The sequence below is a fragment of the Tenacibaculum sp. 190524A05c genome, assembly GCF_964036595.1.
GTDB lineage: Bacteria > Bacteroidota > Bacteroidia > Flavobacteriales > Flavobacteriaceae > Polaribacter > Polaribacter platacis.
In genome coordinates this window covers 948,662-971,201 of the sequence record NZ_OZ038523.1, presented here as the reverse complement: position 1 = coordinate 971,201, position 22,540 = coordinate 948,662, and the positions used below count along the sequence as shown (strand labels likewise).

General features: G+C 32.1%; 18 protein-coding genes. 10 read left to right on the top strand and 8 right to left on the bottom strand.

Features of this window, described 5'->3' with window-relative positions; translation table 11 throughout:
• Nucleotides 1–107 precede the first annotated feature (107 nt).
• From ABNT61_RS04375 to ABNT61_RS04340, 8 genes are all read left to right on the top strand, one after another.
• Entirely contained in the window at nt 108–2,375 is a 2,268-nt protein-coding gene (locus ABNT61_RS04375) for an aconitate hydratase (protein WP_348742115.1), read from the top strand.
• A 90-nt stretch (nt 2,376–2,465) separates the two neighbouring features.
• On the top strand, nt 2,466–3,839 hold the full coding sequence (locus tag ABNT61_RS04370) for a YfcC family protein (protein WP_348742114.1): 1,374 nt from the start codon (nt 2,466–2,468) through the stop codon (nt 3,837–3,839).
• 1 nt (nt 3,840) lies between these two features.
• A complete protein-coding gene (argE, locus tag ABNT61_RS04365) occupies nt 3,841–4,989 on the top strand; it encodes an acetylornithine deacetylase (protein ID WP_348745004.1) in 1,149 nt (382 codons plus the stop codon).
• A 75-nt stretch (nt 4,990–5,064) separates the two neighbouring features.
• Nucleotides 5,065–5,736, top strand: coding sequence for a Crp/Fnr family transcriptional regulator (locus ABNT61_RS04360; protein WP_348712299.1), 672 nt, complete (start codon nt 5,065–5,067; stop codon nt 5,734–5,736).
• 72 nt (nt 5,737–5,808) lie between these two features.
• Nucleotides 5,809–7,533 carry a hypothetical protein gene (locus tag ABNT61_RS04355; protein ID WP_348745003.1) on the top strand — a complete coding sequence of 575 codons (1,725 nt, stop codon included), beginning with the start codon at nt 5,809–5,811 and terminating at the stop codon, nt 7,531–7,533.
• A 63-nt stretch (nt 7,534–7,596) separates the two neighbouring features.
• Nucleotides 7,597–8,280 carry a peptidoglycan DD-metalloendopeptidase family protein gene (locus ABNT61_RS04350; protein ID WP_348745002.1) on the top strand — a complete coding sequence of 228 codons (684 nt, stop codon included), beginning with the start codon at nt 7,597–7,599 and terminating at the stop codon, nt 8,278–8,280.
• On the top strand, nt 8,270–8,737 hold the full coding sequence (locus ABNT61_RS04345) for a DUF6495 family protein (protein ID WP_348712296.1): 468 nt from the start codon (nt 8,270–8,272) through the stop codon (nt 8,735–8,737). The genes ABNT61_RS04350 and ABNT61_RS04345 overlap by 11 nt, the downstream gene beginning before the upstream one ends.
• A 67-nt stretch (nt 8,738–8,804) precedes the next feature.
• Nucleotides 8,805–9,188 carry a hypothetical protein gene (locus ABNT61_RS04340; protein ID WP_348712295.1) on the top strand — a complete coding sequence of 128 codons (384 nt, stop codon included), beginning with the start codon at nt 8,805–8,807 and terminating at the stop codon, nt 9,186–9,188.
• Here the strand turns inward: ABNT61_RS04340 and ABNT61_RS04335 are convergent.
• A complete protein-coding gene (locus tag ABNT61_RS04335) occupies nt 9,185–9,868 on the bottom strand; it encodes a Sir2 family NAD-dependent protein deacetylase (protein ID WP_348745001.1) in 684 nt (227 codons plus the stop codon). The genes ABNT61_RS04340 and ABNT61_RS04335 overlap by 4 nt on opposite strands.
• Nucleotides 9,869–9,902: 34 nt before the next feature.
• Between ABNT61_RS04335 and ABNT61_RS04330 the strand changes: the two genes are divergently transcribed.
• A complete protein-coding gene (locus ABNT61_RS04330; RefSeq protein ID WP_348745000.1) occupies nt 9,903–10,574 on the top strand; it encodes an RNA methyltransferase in 672 nt (223 codons plus the stop codon).
• A gap of 52 nt (nt 10,575–10,626) precedes the next feature.
• Here the strand turns inward: ABNT61_RS04330 and ABNT61_RS04325 are convergent, their stop codons facing one another.
• The gene (locus ABNT61_RS04325) at nt 10,627–12,930 is read right to left on the bottom strand and encodes a DNA topoisomerase 3 (RefSeq protein ID WP_348744999.1); all 2,304 of its coding nucleotides are present in this window, start codon (nt 12,928–12,930) and stop codon (nt 10,627–10,629) included.
• Nucleotides 12,931–13,036: 106 nt separating this feature from the next.
• Between ABNT61_RS04325 and ABNT61_RS04320 the strand changes: the two genes are divergently transcribed.
• Nucleotides 13,037–13,483: a hypothetical protein gene (locus ABNT61_RS04320; RefSeq protein WP_348712288.1), complete on the top strand. Its 447-nt coding sequence runs from the start codon at nt 13,037–13,039 to the stop codon at nt 13,481–13,483.
• 49 nt (nt 13,484–13,532) lie between these two features.
• Here ABNT61_RS04320 and thrC read toward each other — a convergent pair whose 3' ends face one another.
• The 6 genes from thrC to ABNT61_RS04290 all read right to left on the bottom strand — a co-directional run bounded on the left by thrC (nt 13,533) and on the right by ABNT61_RS04290 (nt 22,500).
• On the bottom strand, nt 13,533–14,816 hold the full coding sequence (gene thrC, locus ABNT61_RS04315) for a threonine synthase (protein WP_348744998.1): 1,284 nt from the start codon (nt 14,814–14,816) through the stop codon (nt 13,533–13,535).
• Between the two features lie 2 nt (nt 14,817–14,818).
• A complete protein-coding gene (locus ABNT61_RS04310) occupies nt 14,819–15,748 on the bottom strand; it encodes a homoserine kinase (RefSeq protein WP_348744997.1) in 930 nt (309 codons plus the stop codon).
• A 6-nt stretch (nt 15,749–15,754) separates the two neighbouring features.
• Entirely contained in the window at nt 15,755–18,196 is a 2,442-nt protein-coding gene (gene thrA, locus ABNT61_RS04305) for a bifunctional aspartate kinase/homoserine dehydrogenase I (protein ID WP_348744996.1), read from the bottom strand.
• A gap of 379 nt (nt 18,197–18,575) precedes the next feature.
• Nucleotides 18,576–19,577 (bottom strand): NAD-dependent epimerase/dehydratase family protein, encoded by a 1,002-nt coding sequence (locus ABNT61_RS04300; RefSeq protein WP_348744995.1) that lies wholly within the window; start codon nt 19,575–19,577, stop codon nt 18,576–18,578.
• 53 nt (nt 19,578–19,630) lie between these two features.
• Complete coding sequence (locus ABNT61_RS04295; protein ID WP_348744994.1) at nt 19,631–20,197, bottom strand: Crp/Fnr family transcriptional regulator; 567 nt, start codon at nt 20,195–20,197, stop codon at nt 19,631–19,633.
• Nucleotides 20,198–20,262: 65 nt separating this feature from the next.
• Nucleotides 20,263–22,500 (bottom strand): M1 family metallopeptidase, encoded by a 2,238-nt coding sequence (locus tag ABNT61_RS04290; protein ID WP_348744993.1) that lies wholly within the window; start codon nt 22,498–22,500, stop codon nt 20,263–20,265.
• Nucleotides 22,501–22,540: the final 40 nt, after the last annotated feature.

Genomic DNA, 22,540 nt, shown 5'->3' with positions numbered 1-22,540 from the left:
AGCTCAAGTTTTTAAACTTGAGCTTTTTTTATGGAGTTAATTTATAAGAATTTTCTATTCATTTTTTTGCTAAATTAGTCAGACTGATTAAAAACAACTCAAATTTTATGGCTTTCGATATAGAAATGATAAAAGAGGTTTACAGTAAAGTAGTGGAAAGAGTGGATGCTGCTCGTAAAATTACTGGTAAGCCCTTAACTTTAGCAGAGAAAATATTATACACGCATCTTTGGGACGGAAATCCTACAAAAGCTTTTCAAAGAGGAAAGGATTATGTGGATTTCGCACCTGATAGAGTGGCTTGTCAGGATGCAACTGCGCAAATGGCTTTATTGCAATTCATGCAAGCAGGAAAAGCAAAAGTTGCAGTTCCAACTACGGTACATTGCGATCACTTAATTCAAGCAAAAAATGGGGCAAGTAGTGATTTACAAAATGCTTTAAACACAAGTAACGAGGTTTTCAATTTTTTAGAATCGGTTTCAAATAAATATGGAATTGGATTTTGGAAGCCAGGAGCAGGAATTATTCACCAAGTAGTTTTAGAAAATTATGCGTTCCCTGGCGGAATGATGATCGGTACTGATTCCCATACTGTGAATGCAGGAGGATTAGGAATGGTTGCCATCGGAGTAGGTGGAGCTGACGCAGTTGATGTTATGGCTGGAATGCCTTGGGAATTAAAATTTCCAAAATTAATTGGAGTAAAGTTAACTGGTAAATTATCAGGTTGGACAGCTCCTAAAGATGTTATATTAAAGGTTGCAGAAATTCTAACTGTTAAAGGAGGAACTGGAGCAATAGTTGAGTATTTCGGACCTGGTGCAACAGCAATGTCATGTACTGGAAAAGGAACTATTTGTAATATGGGAGCGGAAATTGGTGCAACAACTTCCACTTTTGGTTATGATGAGTCTATGGAACGTTATTTACGTGCTACAGATAGAGAAGATGTTGCGGATGCAGCAAATGAAGTGGCGAGTTATTTAACCGCAGATCCTGAAGTATATACTAATCCAGAGCAGTATTTTGATCAAGTTATAGAAATTAATTTATCAGAGTTACAACCATTATTAAACGGGCCATTTACTCCTGATTTATCTACAGAAGCTGGTCCTGATATGACGGCAAAAGCAAATGCTAACGATTGGCCATTAAAAGTGGAGTGGGGATTAATCGGATCTTGTACAAATTCTTCATATGAAGATTTATCTCGTGCTTCTTCTATAGCTCAACAGGCATTAGATAAAGGATTAAAAACCAAAGCAGAATTTGGTATTAATCCAGGGTCAGAACAAGTTCGTTATACTGCAGAAAGAGATGGGATTCTTGATGTATTTGAAAAGTTAGATGCTACTATTTTTACCAATGCTTGTGGACCGTGTATTGGTCAATGGGCGCGTTATGAAGATCCTAAAAATGCACCGAAAAATAGTATAGTTCATTCTTTTAATAGAAACTTTGCGAAGCGTGCAGATGGAAACCCGAATACACATGCATTCGTTGCTTCTCCAGAATTAGTTGCTGCAATTGCAATTGCGGGAAGATTAGATTTCAATCCAATAACGGATAAATTAATCAATGAAAATGGTGAAGAAGTAATGTTAGATGAACCAACGGGATGGGAATTGCCTCCAAAAGGATTTGAAGTAAAAGAAAACGGTTACTTAGAACCTGTTGCTGATGGAAGTGGAGTAGTAGTTTCAGTTGATCCAAATTCTGAACGATTAGAATTATTAACTCCATTTACACCAATTGGTAATGAGATTAAAGGGGCAAAACTATTAATCAAGGCTTTTGGAAAATGTACTACAGATCATATTTCTATGGCTGGTCCATGGTTACGTTACAGAGGACATTTAGATAATATTTCTAATAACTGTTTAATTGGAGCAGTAAACGCTTATAATAAACAAACCAATTTTGTTAAAAGTCAAATTGATGGAGAGTATGATGCTGTTCCTAAAACGCAAAGAGCCTACAAAGCAGCTGGAATTCCAACTGTTGTAGTTGGTGATCATAATTATGGAGAAGGTTCCTCTCGTGAGCACGCAGCAATGGAACCACGTCATTTGGGAGTAGTGGCAGTAATTGTAAAATCATTTGCACGTATTCACGAAACTAACCTAAAGAAACAAGGAATGTTAGGTTTAACTTTTGATAATGAAGCTGATTATGATTTAATTCAGGAAGATGATACGTTTAACTTTTTAGATTTACATGAATTCGCTCCTGGAAAACCATTAACAATAGAGGTTGTTCATGCTGATGGTAGTAAGGATACTATTAAAGTAAATCATACGTATAACCAAGGTCAAATAGAATGGTACAATGAAGGTTCAGCGTTGAATTTGATAAAAAAACAAAACGCTTAAATTTCTAGATATCAAATATTATAAAAGAAAGTGCAGTAATTAACTGCACTTTTTTATTTTTGGAAGATATGTATGTTTTAAATCAATCTCTTGAAAAATATTAAAATCCCGCACGCTTTAACCTTATTATTTCTAATAATTTTATTGGTTTCAGCACTTTCTCATAAAATACCGGCTGGTAAGTTTGAACGTATTTTAATAGATGGGAAAAATACAGTAATCCCAAACTCTTACACTAAAATAGAGAGTTCTCCAATTGGCTTTTTTGATATATTCAAGGCAATTCCTTTAGGTTTTCAGACTGCAGTAAATATCATTTTTATTGTTTTAGCTGGAGGAATTATGTTCGGAGTTATCGAGAAATCAAAAGCTATTGAAAATGCTGCAGGTACGTTAGTGAGAAAATTAGGAAACGAAAAGAGATATTTAATCGTGTTCTTAATTACATTTTTTTATGGAGCATTAGGTGTGTTTGTAGGTTACGAACATAATATTGCGATGATTCCAATTGCTGCCGTATTAAGTATTGCAATTGGCGGTGATTTAATTTTAGCTGCAGGAATTTCTGTCGCTGCTGTTACAATTGGTTTTGGTTTATCGCCAATCAATCCATACACGGTGGGTATTGGTCATAAATTGGCAGAACTTCCTTTGTTTTCGGGAGCATTATTAAGAACACTATTATGTATTACAGCGCTATTTATATTAGCAATGTATAATATTCGATATTTAAAGAAAATATCAGATTCACCTGCTAAATCCTTAGGTAAAGGTTTAGATGAAAGTGGAATTCAATTGTCTAAACCAATATCAGAATATAGAATTACTGGTATAAATATTCTTGTTTTATCAATTTTTATTGTCGGGTTAGGAGTTATTGTATGGGGAGTATTTTCCTACAAATGGTATTTTATTGAGTTATCTGCGATTTTTCTAATCATTTCAATTTTAGTAGGATTAGTAACTAGAATGGATCAAAATACATTTAGTGAAACAGTTCTAAAATCAGTTTCTAAAGCGGCTCCTGGTGCATTTATGGTTGGTTTCGCGACAACTATAAAAGTATTGATGGATATGAGTAATATTGGTGATACAATTTCTTATGAAATGTCTAATATCTTACAGGGATTACCTCAATTTTTTGCAGCCGTAGGAATGTCTATTTCACAAGGTGTTATCAACTTGTTTATTCCTTCTGGAAGTGGGCAAGCACTAGCAACATTACCTGTAATGATTCCATTAGGTGAAGTTTTAGGATTAACTAGACAAACAACAATATTAGCATTTCAAATAGGTGATGGAGTTACAAATTTGGTAAATCCAACTTTAGGAGGGTTGATAGGAATGCTTAGTATGTGCAGAGTTCCATTGAACAGATGGTTCAAATTTATTTTACCGTTAGTGATGATAATATTAGTACTTTCATGGACGGTTTTAACAATTGCTACTTTTATAAATTATTAGAATGACAGCGAAAGAGATATTAGCAAAACTTGTTAGTTTTGATGTATTAAGTAAACAAAATAATCTTGATTTAGTAAACTGGATTACTGACTATATAAAACAGTATAATATTGAAACTGTTTATGTTTACAATGAAGAAAAAACTCAGGCTTCATTGCATTGTAGAATTGGACCAGCAGTAGACGGCGGGATAATTCTTTCGGGACATACAGATGTTGTTCCTGTAAAAGGACAACCTTGGGATACCAATCCTTTCGAACTTGTTGAAAAAGAAGGCAGGTTATATGGAAGAGGAGCTTGCGATATGAAAGGTTACTTGGCTTGTTTTTTATCAGTTTTACCTAAAATGGTTCAAGCAGATTTGTCTGTTCCAATCTATTTTGCCATTTCATATGATGAAGAAATTGGTTGTTTAAGAGCTCCTGAATTAGCTGAACATATCAATTCTTATTATTCCGAAAAGCCGAAGTATGCAATCATTGGAGAACCTTCTATGATGCAACCCATTGTTGGTCAAAAAGGAGTTTTATATGTTGAAACAACGGTTAATGGAAGTCAGGGGCATAGCAGTAGAATAGAAAAAGAAGTTAGTGCTATACATGAAAGTACTAGGTTGATTTTATGGCTTGAAAATAAAATGAAAGAGTTAGCTTCGAACACAAGAAATGAATCTTTTTTACCACCACATTCAACATTGCATGTTGGTCAAATAAAAGGAGGAATTGCTACGAATGTTGTTGCTGGAAGTACAGTGTTTCAATGGGATGTAAGATCTATTCCTGAAGATAGTATAACCGATATTGTAAATGATTTTCAAGAGTATTGTAACGAACTTCAAGAAGAGAAAAGAAAGATTTTTCCCGACTTTAAAATTGAAAATGAATTATTGCATCCACCTGTGCCAGGACTGCAAACCGAGGAAGATGCATCTATAGTTGATTTAGTTTCAGAAATATCAGGTAATAATATTCCTAGTTATGTTGCGTATGCAACGGAGGCAGGACAATTTGCTGAAGCTGGTTTTGAAAGTATTATTTGTGGCCCAGGTTCAATTGAACAAGCACATAGAGCTAATGAATTTGTTTCAATTGAGCAATTAAACCTTGGTGTTCAAATGATTGAGAATCTAGTTGAAAAAATAAGTATATAAACTTTGAAAATTTCATCAATTCTATTGTAAGGAATTTACTATTTTCAGGACATACTATTATAAACTTGCAGAACTATGAGTGCTTTATGGTATTTTGAAGATGTAAATCTCTTTAAAATATTGTGTCCACATAAGTATCCAGCGTACAAAAAGGAACACGATATTGATAAGTATAAAAAGAGTGATTACATTTATTTTACTGACGATAACGCTAATAAAATCTACCTTATTGATAAAGGTAAGGTTAAGCTAGGCTATTATACTGAAGATGGAGAGGAAGTCATTAAAGCAATATTAACCAAAGGAGAAATTTTTGGTGAAAAAGCACTTTTAGGTATTGATAAAAGAAATGAATTTGCACAATCTATAGACAATACTACTTCAATTTGTCCAGTATCAAAAGATACCATGTTTCAATTAATGCGTGATAATGTTTCGATAAGTTTTAAAATTTATAAATTCATTGGTTTACGTATTAAAAGATTAGAACGAAGACTAGAACTTTTACTTTTTAAAGACGCTAAAACAAGACTACTTGAGTTTTTAGATGAACTTTGTGAAGATTATGGATATGAATGTGATCAAACAGGTGATCATGTCATAAGACATCCATATACTCAAAAAGATATTGCTTCATTAATTGGTACTTCACGTCCTACATTAAATTCATTATTAAACGAATTAAAACACAATGAAATCATTGATTTTAATAGAAAAGAAATCAGATTATTGAAAAAAACTGCCTAAATGTAAGCTAGCTTACATTTTATAAAAATCTCTTGGAATAGTTTTGTATAAACCGTTATATAAATTACAACCATGAGAAAATTACTATTAGGATTTTTAGCCTTAGCACTAACATTTACATCATGTGATGATGATGATAATGTTGTAATAACAGAAGGAGGTACATTGAGTGGTGGTCCGTTTACATTCTTTGTAGATGGTAAAGCTGATAATGTATCTGGAATTACACTTTCGGGTGATATCAAAGGAGCAAATACTACGTATGTCATTACAGACGATACTGGGAATATTTTAGGATTACCTCCTACATTAGCTGCTTTAGAAGGAGTTGATTTTGATGGAGCAGGAGTAGGTGTTTGTTTAATCTGGCATTTAGCATTTGAAGATGGAATTGAAGGTGCAGAAGTAGGTCAAAATGCAAATAACTTAAAAGGAAACTTCGATTTATCTAATTCAATTACAGTAAATAGAAATGGAGGACCAGTTGCTGGAATGCTTACTGGTGGGCCATTTAATTTCTGTGTAGATGGAACTGTTGATAACGTTTCTGGTGTTGCCGTTACTGGTTCTCCGGTAGGAACGAACAGTTCATTTATTGTTACAGATGACATGGGGAATATTTTAGGTTTACCTCCAACATTAACTGCATTAGAAGGTGTTGATTTTGACGGAGCAGGAGCTGGAAAGTGTTTAATCTGGTATATTCGTTATGAAGATGGATTAACTGGATTAGCAATGGGAGAGAATACAAACAATTTAAGTGGAGTATTCAGTTTATCTAATTCTATTGATGTTATTCGTTCGAAAACTGAAGCAGGTACATTAACTGGTGGGCCATTTAAGTTTGGAGTTGGAGATAGTGTAGCAGATAACGTTTCTGGTATTGCAGTAACAGGTTCTCCTGAAGGAACAAATAGCACGTTTGTGGTAACTGATGATATGGGGAATATTTTAGGATTACCTCCAACAATGGCGGCTTTAGAAGGTGTTGATTTTGATGGAGCTGGAGTCGGAAGATGTTTAATTTGGTATTTACGTTACGAAGATGGAATCCAAGGTTTAGCAATGGGACAAAATGCTAATAATTTATCTGGATGTTTCGATTTATCTAATGAAATTATTGTAGATAGAGTTGCTGCTCCAATGGCAGGAACATTAACAGGAGGTCCTTTCAAGTTTACAGTTGATGGAACAGCAGATAATGTATCTGGAGTTGCAGTTACAGGTTCTCCGGTCGGAACTAATAATTCATTTATTGTAACAGATGATATGGGTAATATCTTAGGATTACCACCAACATTAGCTGCATTAGAAGGTGTGAACTTTGATGGAGCAGGAGCTGGAACTTGTTTAATCTGGTATATCCGTTATGAGGATGGATTAGAAGGGTTAGAAATGGGTAAAAATGCTAATGACTTAAAAGGACTATTTAGTTTATCTAATTCAATTGAAGTATTACGTTGTTCTCCAACAGAAGCAGGAACATTAAATGGAGGTCCATTTAACTTTACTGTTGATGGAACTGCAGATAACGTTTCAGGAATTACTTTAACAGGAACTCCTGTTGGAGCTAATAATTCTTTCATCGTAACAGATGATATGGGTAATATTTTAGGATTACCGCCAACAATGGCTGCTTTAGAAGGTGTAAACTTTGATGGAGCAGGAGTTGGAGTATGTCTAATCTGGTATATCCGTTATGAAGATGGATTGGAAGGATTAGAAATGGGTAAAAACGCCAACGATTTAAAAGGATGTTTTGACCTCTCAAATTCGATAACAGTTAATAGAAACTAGTTATAAACCAGAGTTTTCTAAGTGCAGTTAGTTTTTCTAGCTGCACTTTTTTATTTTTACAAAATGACAAACTTTTTAAAAACTATTACTGATACTCCAATTAAAGTAATAGATCAATCCATTGAACTATCGGATTACGTTCCAGTTTCAATTTCTTCAAATAATAAAGAATTAAACTCTTTTGATGTTTCATCTTCATTAGAATGGAAAAATTATTTAGAGTCATTTTTAAATAAAAAGAAAGCTAAAGTTGCTTACGGTGGATATTTAGAGAAGAGAGACATATATAAGAGAAGTTCATATTTTAATACTTCGGATACTAATGAAAGAAATATTCATTTAGGAATTGACTTATGGTGTGATGAAGGAACGAAGGTCTTATCAGTTTTAGATGGTAAAATCCACAGTTTTAAAAATAATTTAAACCATGGAGATTACGGACCAACAATTATTATAGAGCATAATATTGAAGGAAAAACTTTTTATTCTCTTTATGGTCATTTAGCTTTATCTTCTATTGAAAATCTTAAAATTGGTCAGAGTGTAACTCAAGGCGAAGAAATAGGTACGTTAGGTAAAAGTGAAGTGAATGGTGACTATGCTCCACATTTACATTTTCAACTTATTTTAGATATAGAAAATAAAGAAGGTGATTATCCAGGAGTTTGTTCAGAATTGGAAGTTAAATTTTATGAACAAAATTGCCCAAATCCAAATTTACTCTTAAAATTGCCAAATGAAATATAGACAACTTACGAAAGAGCAATTTGAATCATTACATCAAGAGTTTGCGCAATTTTTAGCTACTCAAAGTATTGATGTTAAGGAGTGGACCACGATTAAAGCTGAGAATCCGAAACTTGCAGAGGAAGAGATGAATTTATTTAGTGATGTTGTTTGGGAAGATGTACTGACAAGAACTAAATTTTTAGAACACTTTTCTCCAAAAACAATTAATTTATTCAAGTGTGAGGATCAAGAAATAAAAAGAATTGTAATAAAAGTTGAAAAAGATATTGACTTATTAACTCAAAATGGTTATACTTGGTTGTTAGAACATTATAAATCCCCAGAAGTTTCTTTTTTACATGGTAACAAACCATATTCTGAAGAAAGAAACCCTGAAATCTTTGACTTAATAGAGAAAGGAAGTAGTATATCAAATGGCGAATTATTTGCCTTTTTCGAAAAAATTATAAGTTAATTATCAACATAATTTATTTTTGGTCTAACTTTTGCTTATTTTTGAATAGAAACACAATCTGTATATAATGAAAAAAATAGTATTTGCATTTTTTTTAGGTCTAGCATCTTTTGCAGTTAATGCTCAGGATGTAGAAGGAATTCTTACTTCTGGTAAATGGTTTATAGAATCAGTACAGGAGAAAGGAGAGGAACCTGAATTATCTTCAAATAAAGAAGATGAGTGGTTATTATTCTCTAAAGATGGAAAAGTTGAAGAATCTCACTTTGGAGAGATGGAAACTTCTTCATGGAATTACGATAAGACCAAAAAGATGATTAAAATTTCTGGTTCAGATACGGTTTTTCATAGAATTATTGAAATTTCTAGTGATAAGCTAATTGTTGAGCTAGTAGAAGATGTAAAGGGAGCAGCAGACGATAATTTAATGATTACATACGTTAAAAATTAATGCATAAGCATTTTTAATAGTTTATCTGTCCCCAAGGTAGCAACGTCTTTAATAATAGTTAAATTATTAAAGGCGTTTTTGTTTATATAAGGTTTAGGATCTATAAAGTAAATCGGAGTTTCATCCTTAATAAAGTTTATTAAGCTGGCTGCAGGATATACTTGCATCGAAGTTCCTATGATAACTAAAATATCAGCCTTTTCGGTAATTTCTACTGCTTTTTCTAGTAATGGTACATCCTCACCAAACCAAACAATATGAGGTCTTAATTGAGATCCATCTTTCGCTAGATGACCTAAGTTAATATCCTTTTCCCAATGACAAATAAAATCATTGACAGCTGAACTTCTTGCTTTTAAAAGTTCTCCATGTAAATGTAAAATGTTTGAACTGTTTGCTCTTTCATGTAAATCGTCTACATTCTGTGTAATAATATGAACTTCATATTGCGATTCTAAGCGTTTTAAGTTATGATGAGCTTCATTAGGTTCTACTTCAAATAATTGTTGACGACGCTTATTATAGAAATCTAATACTAAAGCAGGATTATTTTCAAAACCAATTGGTGAGGCAACCTCCATTATATCATGACCTTCCCATAATCCATTAGCATCTCTAAATGTATTTATTCCACTTTCAGCACTGATTCCTGCACCTGTTAAAACAACTATTTTTTTCATAAGTCTAAAATAATAATTTTTATAAGTTTGCTTTATGGTAGATGAAAACTTATTACAATATTTAGAAGAGTTTGTAACAGAGAAAAGAAGACGAATTTTTAAAGAAGTAATTTCCAATAGAACTAGACATTTTACGGTTGTATTGGAGAATATTTTTCAATCACACAATGCCAGTGCTGTAGTGAGAAGTTGTGATGTTTTCGGAATACAAGATGTACATACGATTGAAAATAGTTACATAAATAAAGTTTCTAGAAAAATAGCAAAGGGCAGTCAAAAATGGTTGGATTTTCATCGATTTAAAGATGAAAACAGCAATACTAAAGATTGTTTTAATGCTTTGAAAAATAAAGGTTATCAAATCATAGCAACTACTCCGCATAATGATTCTTGTTATTTGTCAGATTTTGATATTACCAAGAAATCCGCTTTTGTATTTGGTGTAGAAAGAGAAGGAGTCTCTGATTTTATGTTGGAAAATGCAGATGGATACTTAAAAATTCCAATGGTTGGTTTTACAGAGAGTTTGAATATATCTGTAGCAGCTGCAATTGTTCTTCAGGATGTTACAACAAGACTAAGGAAGTCTGAGATTAATTGGCAACTTACGGAAGAAGAGAAAAATGAAACTTATGCCAAATGGATTGAGAGTTCTATTAAGAATCTAGAAAAACATAAGAGTTTTTATTATAGTCAAAAGAATTAGTTTTTTAATATATTTTGTAATCTCTTTTTATCAAAAATAACTACTCATTACTTTAATGAGATTGTAATATCTGGTAAACTAATTCCTTTGTTAACTCTTTACCATTAGCTAGTTCTTTAATTTTTGCAAAAGGAAAAACAAAAGTACAGCCATTGCTATATTCAGAGCATCCATAGGCAGATTTACCTTTTAAAACGGTGCCTTTTTTACATTTAGGACACGTAATTGTATCTGGAACCTTTTTTGTTGTAGCTCCTTTCTTTGGTTCTAATTTAAGGTTGAAATTATCATCAAAACGAATCAGCCCTTCTATTTTACCATTTTCCGATTTCCAACCTTTTAAGTTCGTTGTGCTTCCTTTGTCTAACAATCGAATAAGTTGACTTTCAGATATTTTCTTTTCCATAAAAGAAAAAGGAAGTTTAAAATTACATCCGTTTTTATAATCTGAACATCCATATGCAGACGACCCTTTTAGTAAATTTCCTTTTTTACATTTAGGACAATCCTTACCAACTACTGTTTTCTTAGTTGATGTTTTTTTCTTTGCTGTTGTTGGTTTTTGGGTATTGTTTTCAGCGGATAGACGTGCAGTTTTTTTACTAGAACGAACTTCATAAACTAAATGATCAACCATGGCCTTCATTTGTTTAATAAAAGAACTTGCATGGAACTCACCACGTTCAATTTCTTTTAATCTTTTTTCCCAAAGCCCAGTTAATTCAGCAGATTTTAAAAGTTCATTGTCAATAAGAGCAATTAAGTCAATTCCAGTTTGTGTTGGAACTACTAATTTCTTTTGGCGTTCAATATATTTTCTTTTGAACAAGGTTTCAATTATACTTGCACGTGTAGATGGTCTTCCAATTCCATTCTCTTTCATTAATTCACGCATTTCATCATCATCTACTTGTTTACCGGCTGTTTCCATAGCACGAAGTAAACTCGCTTCCGTATAATTTCGAGGTGGCTTAGTCTCTTTTTCAAGGAAACTTGGTTCATGTGGACCCTTTTCACCTTTCTCAAAATTAGGAAGTATACTTTGTTCAGTATTTATTTTTTTAGGTTCTTCATTAAATTCAAAAACTACTCTCCATCCTTTAGTTAGTATTTCTTTTCCTGTAGTTTTAAATGAAACTTCATCTGCTTTTCCAATTACTGAAGTATTAGAAATATCACTATCAGGATAAAAAACAGCAATAAATCTTCTTACAATAATATCATAAACTTGTTGCTGATTATATTGCAAATTGGTTTGAATTCCTGTAGGAATTATAGCATGGTGATCTGTAACTTTTTTATCGTTAAATACTCGGGTTGACTTCTTTATTTTCTTACCCAAAAGAGGAGCAGTAATTTCACTATAATTAGTTAGTCTTTGAAGTATTCCAGCAACCTTAGGATAGATATCATTAGGTAAGAATGTTGTATCTACTCTAGGATAAGTAACAACCTTCATTTCGTAAAGCTTTTGAACTATTTTTAAAGTTTCATCAGCTGAAAAACCAAATTTATTATTACAATATACTTGTAAACCTGTTAAATCAAAAAGCTTAGGTGCATAGTCTTTTCCTTTCTTTTTAGTAACAGAAATGATTTCAAAATCAGATTCTTTTACCTTATCAGCAAATGCTTGTCCTTCTTCCTTTTTTAAAAATCTACCTTCTTCACAATTGAACACTGTATTTCTATAAGTAGTCTGTAACTCCCAATATGGTTGTGGTTTAAAGTTTTTAATTTCATTAAAACGATTTACCAACATGGCCAGAGTAGGAGTCTGGACTCTACCAATTGATAATACCTGCTTGTAACCACCAAATTTTACAGTATATAATCGTGTTGCATTTAATCCTAATAACCAATCTCCGATTGCTCTAGAATACCCTGCATAGTACAAGTTATTATAACTTTCTTCGTCTTTTAAATTATCAAAACCTTCTTTTATAGCTTCTTCAGTAAGTGAAGAAATCCATAATCGCTGAACTTTACCTTTATAATTAGCTTGATTAATAACCCAACGCTGTATCAATTCTCCTTCTTGACCAGCATCCCCACAGTTTATAACTACATCTGCTTTATCAAACAGAGATTTTACAATTCTAAACTGTTTTTGAATTCCCGAATCTTCAGTGACTTTTGTACTAAATTTGTCCGGAAGCATTGGTAAATTATTCAAATCCCAACTTTTCCAGTGCGGTTTATAGTCCTTTGGTTCTAATAAAGTACATAAGTGTCCAAAGGTATATGTCACAGCATATCCATTTCCTTCAAAATATCCATCATGTTTCGTATTGGCACCCAAAATGTTAGCAATTTCTCGTGCAACACTAGGTTTTTCGGCTATACAAACTTTCATTTTTCACTTTTAATCGCCGAAAAATAGTAAAATTGATATAATAATTCTATTTTTAGGCGTTATTAAAATAGATTTAATAAAATTATAAATCCCTAAAATTAAAATTATGAGAAAAGCTTTATTGTTGTTATTGTTTGTAGTTTCTTCTTCAGCAGCTTATGCACAAATTGAATTTTTAGAAACTAGCCAAAGTGAGATTGTTGGTAAAGTGAGTTATGTGTATTTAGAGAAGGTTGGAGAAAGTGATTATAATTTCTTTTTCAAAAACATCAACGCTATTGGGCACGAATATGTAAACTTTAGTTTCAAAAACGTAGACAATGATATCGATAAATTATACAATGGATTAATGCAAGGATTCCAAAATGTTCCAAGAGATCCATTGAAAATGAAAGCGAATGGACAAATTGTATGGTTAAAATATACAAGAGAAGACGGAGAGGCTTTCTTACAAATTCAAATGACAAGTGGTGATGATCCTGAAATTGCTGAGACAGTAAAAGTTTCAAGATTATTAACTGCTGAAGATATTACGAATTTATTCAAAAAGTAATTCTAACTGAATTCAATAAAAAAAGTCCGAGAGCAATCTCGGACTTTTTTTATGCGTTTAGAAAAGATTTTAATTCATCATAAGTGCTAATCTTAATAGAATGTTTTTCTTTTTTTATAAGTTCTTGTATTTCTTCAGGAATAGTAAGTTTTAAGTTTAATGTACTTTCTACAACATCTAAGAATTTTACAGGATGTGCTGTTTCTAAGAAAACACCATATTCATCCTTTTTTAATTGATGTTTTTCTAAACCTAAATAACCAACTGCTCCGTGTGGATCTGCAATGTAATTTGATTCTTTGTAAATTCTCTTCATTGATTCTTTTGTAGCATCGTCATCAAAAGAAAAAGAAGAAAATCCACCTTTTAAGTTTTCGAAACTATTATTAAACAATTTCTGAATTCGGATAAAATTACTTGGATTACCTACATCCATTGCATTTGATATTGTTGCTTTGGAAGCTTTAGGTTTATACTCTCCATTTTTCATAAACTCAGGGACAGTGTCATTTACATTGGTAGCAGCAACAAAATGTTGAATTGGAAGACCTAATTTTTGTGCCATCATACCTGCGCAAATATTACCAAAGTTTCCACTTGGAACAGAGAATACTAAATTTGGATGCTTTTTGTACAACTGTTTATAAGCAAAGAAATAATAGAACATTTGCGGTAACCATCTTGCAACATTTATAGAGTTTGCAGAAGTTAAAGTTCTTGAAATTTGATCATCTAAAAATGCAGTTTTCACCATATCTTGACAATCATCAAAAACTCCATTTACCTCTAAAGCTGTAATGTTTTTGCCTAAAGTAGTTAACTGTTTTTCTTGAATATCACTGACTTTACCACTAGGGTATAAGATAACAACATCAACACCGTTTACTCCTAAAAAGCCATTAGCTACAGCACCACCAGTATCGCCAGAAGTTGCTACTAATACAGTAACTTTTTCTGGATTTTGATTATTAAAATAACCTAAGCATCTGGCCATAAATCGCGCACCAACATCTTTAAATGCTAGGGTAGGACCATGAAATAATTCTAAGCTTCCAATGTTTTCTCGGACTTTAACAACTGGAAATTCAAAATCAATAGTTTCTGAAACAATTTCTTTTAAAGTTGATTTTGGAATTTCATCACCAACAAATTGTTTAATGGCTTCAAACGCAATTTCTTCATTAGAATACGTATCAATATTTGTGATAAACTCTTCTGGTAATGGACTAATATTTTCAGGAAAATACAAACCTCTATCAGGAGCTAATCCATTAATTACAGCTTCTTTAAAAGAAACTGATTTTGATTGTTGATTAAGACTAAAATAATTCATGCTTAGTTTTGTTCTAAAATTTTAACTCCCTCTGTATTTATTTTGGAATAGACCATTGTAAAATCGATACCTTTATCAGCATATGTATCTTCAATTGCGTCGTATACTTTTTTCGCGCTTTCTTCTCCTTTACATAAAGCAAAGATTGTTGGTCCAGAACCTGAAATTCCTGCATTTAAAGCTCCAGCATTAATGGCAGCTTCTTTTACTAAATCGAAATGAGGAATTAAATGTTTTCTTGCCGGTTCAACCACAATGTCTTGAAGTGAATTTGCAATTACTTCAAAATTTTGAGAGTATAATCCACTTATTAAACCACCAACATTTGCCCATTGCGTAACAGCGTCCGTTAATGGAATGTTTTCAGGTAATACATCTCTGGCATCTTTAGTTTTTACTTTAACTTGAGGATGAATTGCAACTAACATTAACTCTTCTGGAACAGGAATTTTTACAATAGCTAGTGGTTCATATTGTTGAACTAAAATGAATCCTCCATATAAAGCTGCGGCAACATTATCGGCAATTTCAGAACCACAAGCTACCTTTTCTCCATACATAGCGAACTTGGTAAGTTCTAATTGAGAGAATGGTTTACCTAATAATTCGTTAACGGCAAATGCTGCACCTGCCGCACTTGCAGCGCTGCTTCCTAAACCACTTCCAGGAGAATATCCTTTTTGAATTGAAATTTCTAATCCGAAATCTGCAGAATGTTTTTCTAACATTAATAAAGCAACTGCACTAGCCACATTTTTATCAGCCTCCAATGGAAGGTTTGCTCCTTTAATATCCGTGATTTTAACTTCTTTATTTGAAGTTTTAGTAAATGTCATGGTATCACCTAAATCATTTACAGCAAAGCCTAAACAGTCAAATCCACATGATACGTTTGCGACTGTTGCAGGCGAGAATATTTTAATTTGATTCATTTTAATTTAGTTATTTGCAATTCGAATTACGTCAGCAAAGATTCCTGAAGCAGTGACATCGGCACCGGCACCAGCTCCTTTGATTTGTAATGGTTGAATTGGATATCTATCAGTAAAAAACAACACAATATTATCACTTCCTTCTAAATTATAAAAAGGATGATCTGATGGAATATGTTGTAATCCAACCTTAGCTTTACCATTTTCAAACTCTGCAACATATTTAAGTTTGCAATTTTGCGAATTGGCTTGAGCATAGATGTCTTGAAAATGATTTTCAAATTTCGTCAAGCTTTTATAAAATTCTTCATTATTATTAGTGTTCAAACTTTCTTGTGGTAAGAATGAATTATTATCTATATCAGAAAGCTCTAATTCATAACCACTTTCTCTAGCTAAAATTAGAATTTTACGAGCAACATCTACACCACTTAAATCTATTTTAGGATCAGGTTCTGTATAACCTTCTTCTTGTGCCTTTGCAACGATATTGTGAAAAGTTACATTATCATTAAAATTGTTGAATACAAAATTTAGACTTCCGGATAATACCGCTTGTATTTTGTGAACACGATCACCTGAAGCAATTAAATTTTTAAGTGTATCTATTATTGGTAATCCAGCTCCAACATTGGTTTCAAATAAGAATGGAGCGTTGAATTTACTAGAAACCTTTTTTAAAGTTTTATAGTTATTCAACTCTGATGCACAAGCAATTTTATTACAAGTAACCACTGCAATGTTATTTTCTAAATAGTGTTGATACATTTGAGAAACTTCCTCATTAGCAGTATTATCAACAAATACACTGTTTCTTAAGTTGTGTTGTTTTGCTCTATTCAAAAAGCTATCTAAACTTGTTGATTCACCTTTATTCAGTAATAGTTCTTTCCAGTTTTCTAAATCAACACCTTCCTCATCAAAATACATTTTAGTAGAGTTAGAGATCCCTATAACTCTTATATTTAATTTTAGTTGAGATTGTAGATACTCTTTCTGTTGATGTAATTGCGCTAAGAAACGATTACCAACATTACCAACACCAGTTACAAACAAGTTGAGTTGTTTAATATTGTCTCCGAAAAATTGCTCATGTAAAGTATTCAAAGCTTTTTTTGCATCAACTCTTTTGATTACTGCTGAAATGTTTTTTTCAGATGCTCCTTGAGCAATTGCTCTAATGTTTACGTTATTTTTTCCTAATGAACTAAACATCTTACCACTTAATCCTTGGTGGTTTTTCATGTTGTCACCAACGATGGCTATAATACTTAAGTCGCTTTCAACTACAACAGGATCAATTTTATGTTGATCTATTTCATTATTGAATTTTTTAGAGATACTTTTTACTGCTTTTTCAGCGTCTTCTTCTAAAACCCCAACACAAATCGTATGCTCAGATGATGCTTGAGTAATAAGAATAACGTTGATTTCATCGTCAGACAACGCTTCGAATAATCGTTTAGAAACTCCTGACATTCCAACCATTCCGCTTCCTTCAATTGTAAGAAGAGAGATGTTTTCTACATATGTGATTCCTTTTACAGGAGAAGATTTGTCTGAATTTAATGCAATTAAAGTTCCAGCTTGTTCTGGTTCGAAAGTGTTTTTCACCAAAACTGGGATTTTCATTTCTCGTACAGGTTGAATAGTAGGAGGGTAGATCACTTTTGCACCGAAGTGAGACATTTCCATAGCTTCTTCATAAGATATATGTTGAATGGGCTTAGCCTGCTTTACAATAGAAGGATTTGCCGTAAACATTCCACTTACATCAGTCCAAATTTGTAATTCTTCCGCATGAATTGCTGCCGCGTAAATAGATGCAGTATAATCAGATCCGCCTCTTCCTAAAGTAGTTGTTTGACCGTTATAACATTTTGCAATAAACCCAGGTAGAATTACAACTTGATGAGAATTCTCACTAAAATAGGTAGAGCAATTACTATAAGTAGTTTCAAAATCTACTTGAGCTTTTAAATAATTATCGTCTGTTATAATTAAATCCTGACTATTTTTAAAAGTTGCATTTAACTTTGTTTTAGCAGCTTCTGAGATAATATATGAAGATAGTTTTTCCCCAAAACTACTAATAACAGCTTTGGCTTTCGGACTTAACTCTTCTAGTAAGTAACAACCTTTGTATAATGTTTTAAGTTGATTGAATTGTAGGTTTACATGTTCAATAACATCAGAAGAATTTTTTAAATCTAGTTGTTCTATAGTTTCATAATGATGTTTCTCTACTTCATTAAGAATGGCTAAGTATTCTTCATTTTTACCTTGAGCAAGATCAGCACTTTTTAATAGATTATCGGTTGTTTTTCCGAAGGCAGATACAACCACAGCTAATTTATCTTCCTGTGATTTTTTAGTAATTATTTCTAATACTTTTTTGATGTTATGATGATCTCTTACTGATGAACCTCCGAATTTTAGGACTTTCATTTTTTTAAAATTATAATTGAAAAACTAATTTGATTTGATGTTGTTTTTCAGAATGAAAAACAAATAGCACGAAAAATTATATGTAAATAAACAACCCCTAAAGGGTCGTAATAATTGTAGAAATCGTTGTGTAAGCAAACATAGACGCAGAAGTTACGTCTGTCATATAGATATATGTGTTGCTTAGTTTCATCGGGTTAAATGTACCATTAATTTCCAAATAATCAAATTTGACGCCTATAGTTTAATTTGTTTCTATCAGTTTTGATGATTTTGAATTGGGTTAATTGTAAAAATCAAATAAGTAATTTTAGATATTGGTAATTCCCATGTGTATAATGTGCTTTAAATTAGTTGATTGATAAAAATATCGTTATCGTTAATTTATAAAATTCCATTCATTTTTTAAGTAATGTAAAGCGTCAATTAGAGCTTGTTTTGAATTCTTAGGTGAAAATCCTAGTTCATTTTTTGCTTTACTGATATCATAATCTTGTTTTAAACCATAAAACATATCAATATATTCCTTTTGTAGTAGTGGTTCTTTTCCAGTAAGTTGACTCTTAATTCGCATAAAGAAAGCAATTATATATAATAAGAACTTAGAAATTTTAGGAGGAGTTTTTAAGTTTAGTTCTGGAAATTCTTTTGAAGCTATTCTAACACTATCTTGAATTGATGTGTGGTTTTTATTTGCTAAGATATAGCGTTCACCATTTCTTCCTTTATTCATGGCAAGATACATTCCTTTAGCTACATCTTTTACGTCAATCCAGTTTAAGGTAATATTAGTGTCGGCAATCATTTCTCCATTTAAAATTTGATGAACTAACCTATTAGAATAGCTAAGTTTATGTGCTTTACTTCCAATCATTGCTGATGGAAGAACTATAATTGTTCTAATATTAAATTTTCGACTTAGATCCAGAGCAAGTTTATCAGAGTCGTTTTTAGAATTGTAATACCAATTTCTTCTATCGAAATTGTATCCATTACTTTCTTTTGCTGGAAGTTTTTTAAAATTTAGCGCAGCAACAGAACTCACATAAACAATATTTTTAATTCCAGATTTATGAGCAGCTTCAAACAACATTCTGGTTCCTTCTACATTGTTGTTATAATCTATTTCTGGATTTTTAGACCACATTTTAAAAGAAGCTGCTACGGCATATAAATGTGTAACGTTTTTAAAAGCATTTAACATTGATTCCTGATTAGTAATGTCTACTATTAGAATTTCGCAACCTAACTCTTCTAATATTTTTATGTTTTTAGAATTTCTACAAGTAGCAATTACTCGTTCTCCGTTATCAATTAATAGTTTGCATAAATTGTAACCTAAATGACCATTAGCTCCGGTTACTAAAGAAAGTGTATTCATTTGTTTTTTTTTCCAAAATTCTAATTTTATTGAGTCGTGAAAAATGACAAATGTTAGAAAATTTGCTTTCGGATTCTACTTAGAGAAGAAGGAGCAATTCCTAAAAAAGAAGATAAATCATTTATGGATACTTCTTGGATAAGATTTGGACTAGTATTCAATAATTTCAAGTACCGTTCTGTAGCAGTTAGTGTTTGGAAATCTGATAATCTTTCCATTTTACAAGCAAGTGATTCTTGCATGATGGAGTTTACAAATATTTGAAAATCTGGAAATTTTTTTAAAATATAATCGAAGTTACTTTTGGAAATTCTAAATACTTCACAATCAATTACCGCTTGAAAGGTTTGTATGGTTGTGGATTTTGATTGAAAATTCTCAAAGTCTGTAAAGAAGTTATTTTCTTCTACGAGATGTTGTACAACTTCATTTCCATTTTCGAATTCATACCCTTTAACAATTCCTTTGCTTAGAAAGTAAATGAAATTAACCTTTTGATTCTGTCTTAAAAAGTAGTCATTCTTTTTGTGTTCTTCATATAGAAAAAGTTGCTCTAGTTTTTGAAGTTGATCTTCAGATAAAGAAATGTTATTTGATATGTATTGAATTAAGTTGTTCATGACATAAATTAAACAAAAAAAACGCAACAAAATTTGTTGCGTTTTAATTGTAGTTTATAGAATGCTTAGTTTTTCATCTTGTTTTTAAACTGATTGAATTTATCTTCAGTTTTCTTTGGCCAAGAATTATTAGATGTATCAACGTCAGCAGTTTCTTCGTCTGGATCTATAGCTATGTTCGTAATTTCTTTACTAGATGTAAATACTCTGAAAGCTCTATTATCATCTTTATTCCAGATTTGCGCAGGATAAACTTCACGTTTTTTAGTTCCATCAGCATAAGTTATTTCTAATATTATAGGCATTACTAATCCACCTGGTTTTTCGAATTCTACTTGATACATATACTTAGGAAGCTCTTTTATGTTTGCTCTCTTATCAGCAGATAAACCATTAATGTAAGCTTTTACATCTTCTGAGTTAGCATCCTCCTTATTAGTAGTTAAGAAGATTAGTTTTCCTAGCCTTGCAAAGTATCCAGGATATTGTGCTTGTAATTGCTTAGTTCTTTCATTAGGTTTATTTGTTAAATAAATAGGTTTAACTTCTTTTATACCTACATCGCAATTATCTGTTGTATAGAACCATCCTCTCCAGAACCAGTCTAAATCCATACCTGACGCATCTTCCATAGTTCTAAAGAAATCAGCAGGAGTTGGGTGTTTAAACATCCATCTTTTTGAATATGTTCTAAATGCATGATCGAATAATTCAGGACCCATGATAGTTTTACGTAACATATATAAACCAGCAGCTGGCTTTGTGTATGCATTTGGACCAAAGTTTTTGACATAATCTCCCTGAGACATAATAGGAGATAAATTACTTTGATCAAAACTCATATATCTTGTAATATTCTTAGTTGGATTCTGTGCGAATAACTCTGCATCATAATCAAACTCAGCTAAAATTTGCACAAATGAATTTAAGCCTTCATCCATCCAAGTCCATTGTCTTTCATCAGAATTAACAATCATAGGGAAGAAGTTATGTCCTACCTCATGAATAATTACCCCAATCATTCCACTTTTCAATCGGTCTGAGTATGTTCCATCTGCGTTAGGACGTCCAAAATTAAAACAGATCATTGGATATTCCATTCCCATGCCATCGTTTGCATTTACAGAGACAGCTTTTGGATAAGGATAATCAAACGTTAATTTTGAATATTCTTCTAAAGTATTTGCAACAGTTCTAGTTGAATGCTCTTCCCATAAAGGATTCCCCTCTTTAGGATATAAAGAAACAGCCATAACCGTTTTCCCGTTAATATCAACAGCCATAGCATCCCAAATATACTTTCTTGATGTAGCGAAAGCATAATCCCTTACATTTTTAGCTTTAAAATGCCAAGTCTTAGTTTTAGTAGTACCTGCTTTTTCATTTTCTTCAGCTTCTTTCTGTGTAACAATAATCACAGGATCTTTGTAAGACTTTCTTGCCTTTTCTAGTCTTTTACGTTGCTCTCTGGTAAGAACTTCTTTTTCATTTTGTAATTCTCCTGTGGCATCTAAAATATGATCAGCTGGTACAGTAAGTTTTACGTCATAATCTCCAAATTCTAAAGCAAATTCACTGCGTCCCCAGAATTGCATGTTTTGCCATCCTTCCACATTATTATAAACACATAATCTAGGGAAAAATTGAGCTATGATAAAAGCTTTATTTCCATCAGAGAATTCTTCAACTCCTGAACGACCTCCATCAGTTACAACATTATTAATTAAATAATTCCATTTTATTTTGAATGTAAATGTATTTCCTGGTGCTAAAGGTTTTGGTAAATTAATACGCATCATTGTACGATTGATAGTGTGAGATAAATCTCTACCATCTTCGTATTTTACAGCCTCTATTTTAAAACCAAAATCTTTCTTTTTACCCATGTTATCAGTTACAAACTGCTCTGGAGTTTGCCAACCAGAAGCACCTTTTGATTGAGCTAATGGAGTTTGAGAATCTGGAGCACGCATATTTTGGTCTAATTGTAACCATAGGTACTCTAAATTATCTTTAGAATTATTATGGTATGTAATTGTTTCATCTCCATAAAGCTTATTGTTAGCTTCATCAAGACGTAAATTCATTACATAATCTACTTTTTGTTGAGTGTATTGATGACCAGGAGCACCTGAAGCAGTTCTCTGATCGTTTGGTGTAGCAAGAACATCTTTTAATTGACGGAATTTATTCTCATCAACATGTCCCTTTTGAGGTTCTTTTTTTTCCTTATCAGCTTCCTGAGCAAACCCTACTGCAGAAATTAAAAAAACTGATAAGAATACATAAAATAGCTTTTTCATTATGATTAAAGTTGGTATTAAATTGATTGGGGAAATTAAC

Coding starts and splice junctions, on each gene's coding strand:
- thrC (WP_348744998.1), bottom strand. CDS start 14,816: ATGAATTATTTTAGTCTTAATCAACAATCAAAATCAGTTTCTTTTAAA.
- ABNT61_RS04375 (WP_348742115.1), top strand. CDS start 108: ATGGCTTTCGATATAGAAATGATAAAAGAGGTTTACAGTAAAGTAGTG.
- ABNT61_RS04290 (WP_348744993.1), bottom strand. CDS start 22,500: ATGAAAAAGCTATTTTATGTATTCTTATCAGTTTTTTTAATTTCTGCA.
- ABNT61_RS04295 (WP_348744994.1), bottom strand. CDS start 20,197: ATGAACAACTTAATTCAATACATATCAAATAACATTTCTTTATCTGAA.
- ABNT61_RS04345 (WP_348712296.1), top strand. CDS start 8,270: ATGAAATATAGACAACTTACGAAAGAGCAATTTGAATCATTACATCAA.
- ABNT61_RS04320 (WP_348712288.1), top strand. CDS start 13,037: ATGAGAAAAGCTTTATTGTTGTTATTGTTTGTAGTTTCTTCTTCAGCA.
- ABNT61_RS04335 (WP_348745001.1), bottom strand. CDS start 9,868: ATGAAAAAAATAGTTGTTTTAACAGGTGCAGGAATCAGTGCTGAAAGT.
- ABNT61_RS04325 (WP_348744999.1), bottom strand. CDS start 12,930: ATGAAAGTTTGTATAGCCGAAAAACCTAGTGTTGCACGAGAAATTGCT.
- ABNT61_RS04300 (WP_348744995.1), bottom strand. CDS start 19,577: ATGAATACACTTTCTTTAGTAACCGGAGCTAATGGTCATTTAGGTTAC.
- ABNT61_RS04340 (WP_348712295.1), top strand. CDS start 8,805: ATGAAAAAAATAGTATTTGCATTTTTTTTAGGTCTAGCATCTTTTGCA.
- ABNT61_RS04330 (WP_348745000.1), top strand. CDS start 9,903: ATGGTAGATGAAAACTTATTACAATATTTAGAAGAGTTTGTAACAGAG.
- argE (WP_348745004.1), top strand. CDS start 3,841: ATGACAGCGAAAGAGATATTAGCAAAACTTGTTAGTTTTGATGTATTA.
- ABNT61_RS04350 (WP_348745002.1), top strand. CDS start 7,597: ATGACAAACTTTTTAAAAACTATTACTGATACTCCAATTAAAGTAATA.
- ABNT61_RS04310 (WP_348744997.1), bottom strand. CDS start 15,748: ATGAATCAAATTAAAATATTCTCGCCTGCAACAGTCGCAAACGTATCA.
- ABNT61_RS04360 (WP_348712299.1), top strand. CDS start 5,065: ATGAGTGCTTTATGGTATTTTGAAGATGTAAATCTCTTTAAAATATTG.
- thrA (WP_348744996.1), bottom strand. CDS start 18,196: ATGAAAGTCCTAAAATTCGGAGGTTCATCAGTAAGAGATCATCATAAC.
- ABNT61_RS04355 (WP_348745003.1), top strand. CDS start 5,809: ATGAGAAAATTACTATTAGGATTTTTAGCCTTAGCACTAACATTTACA.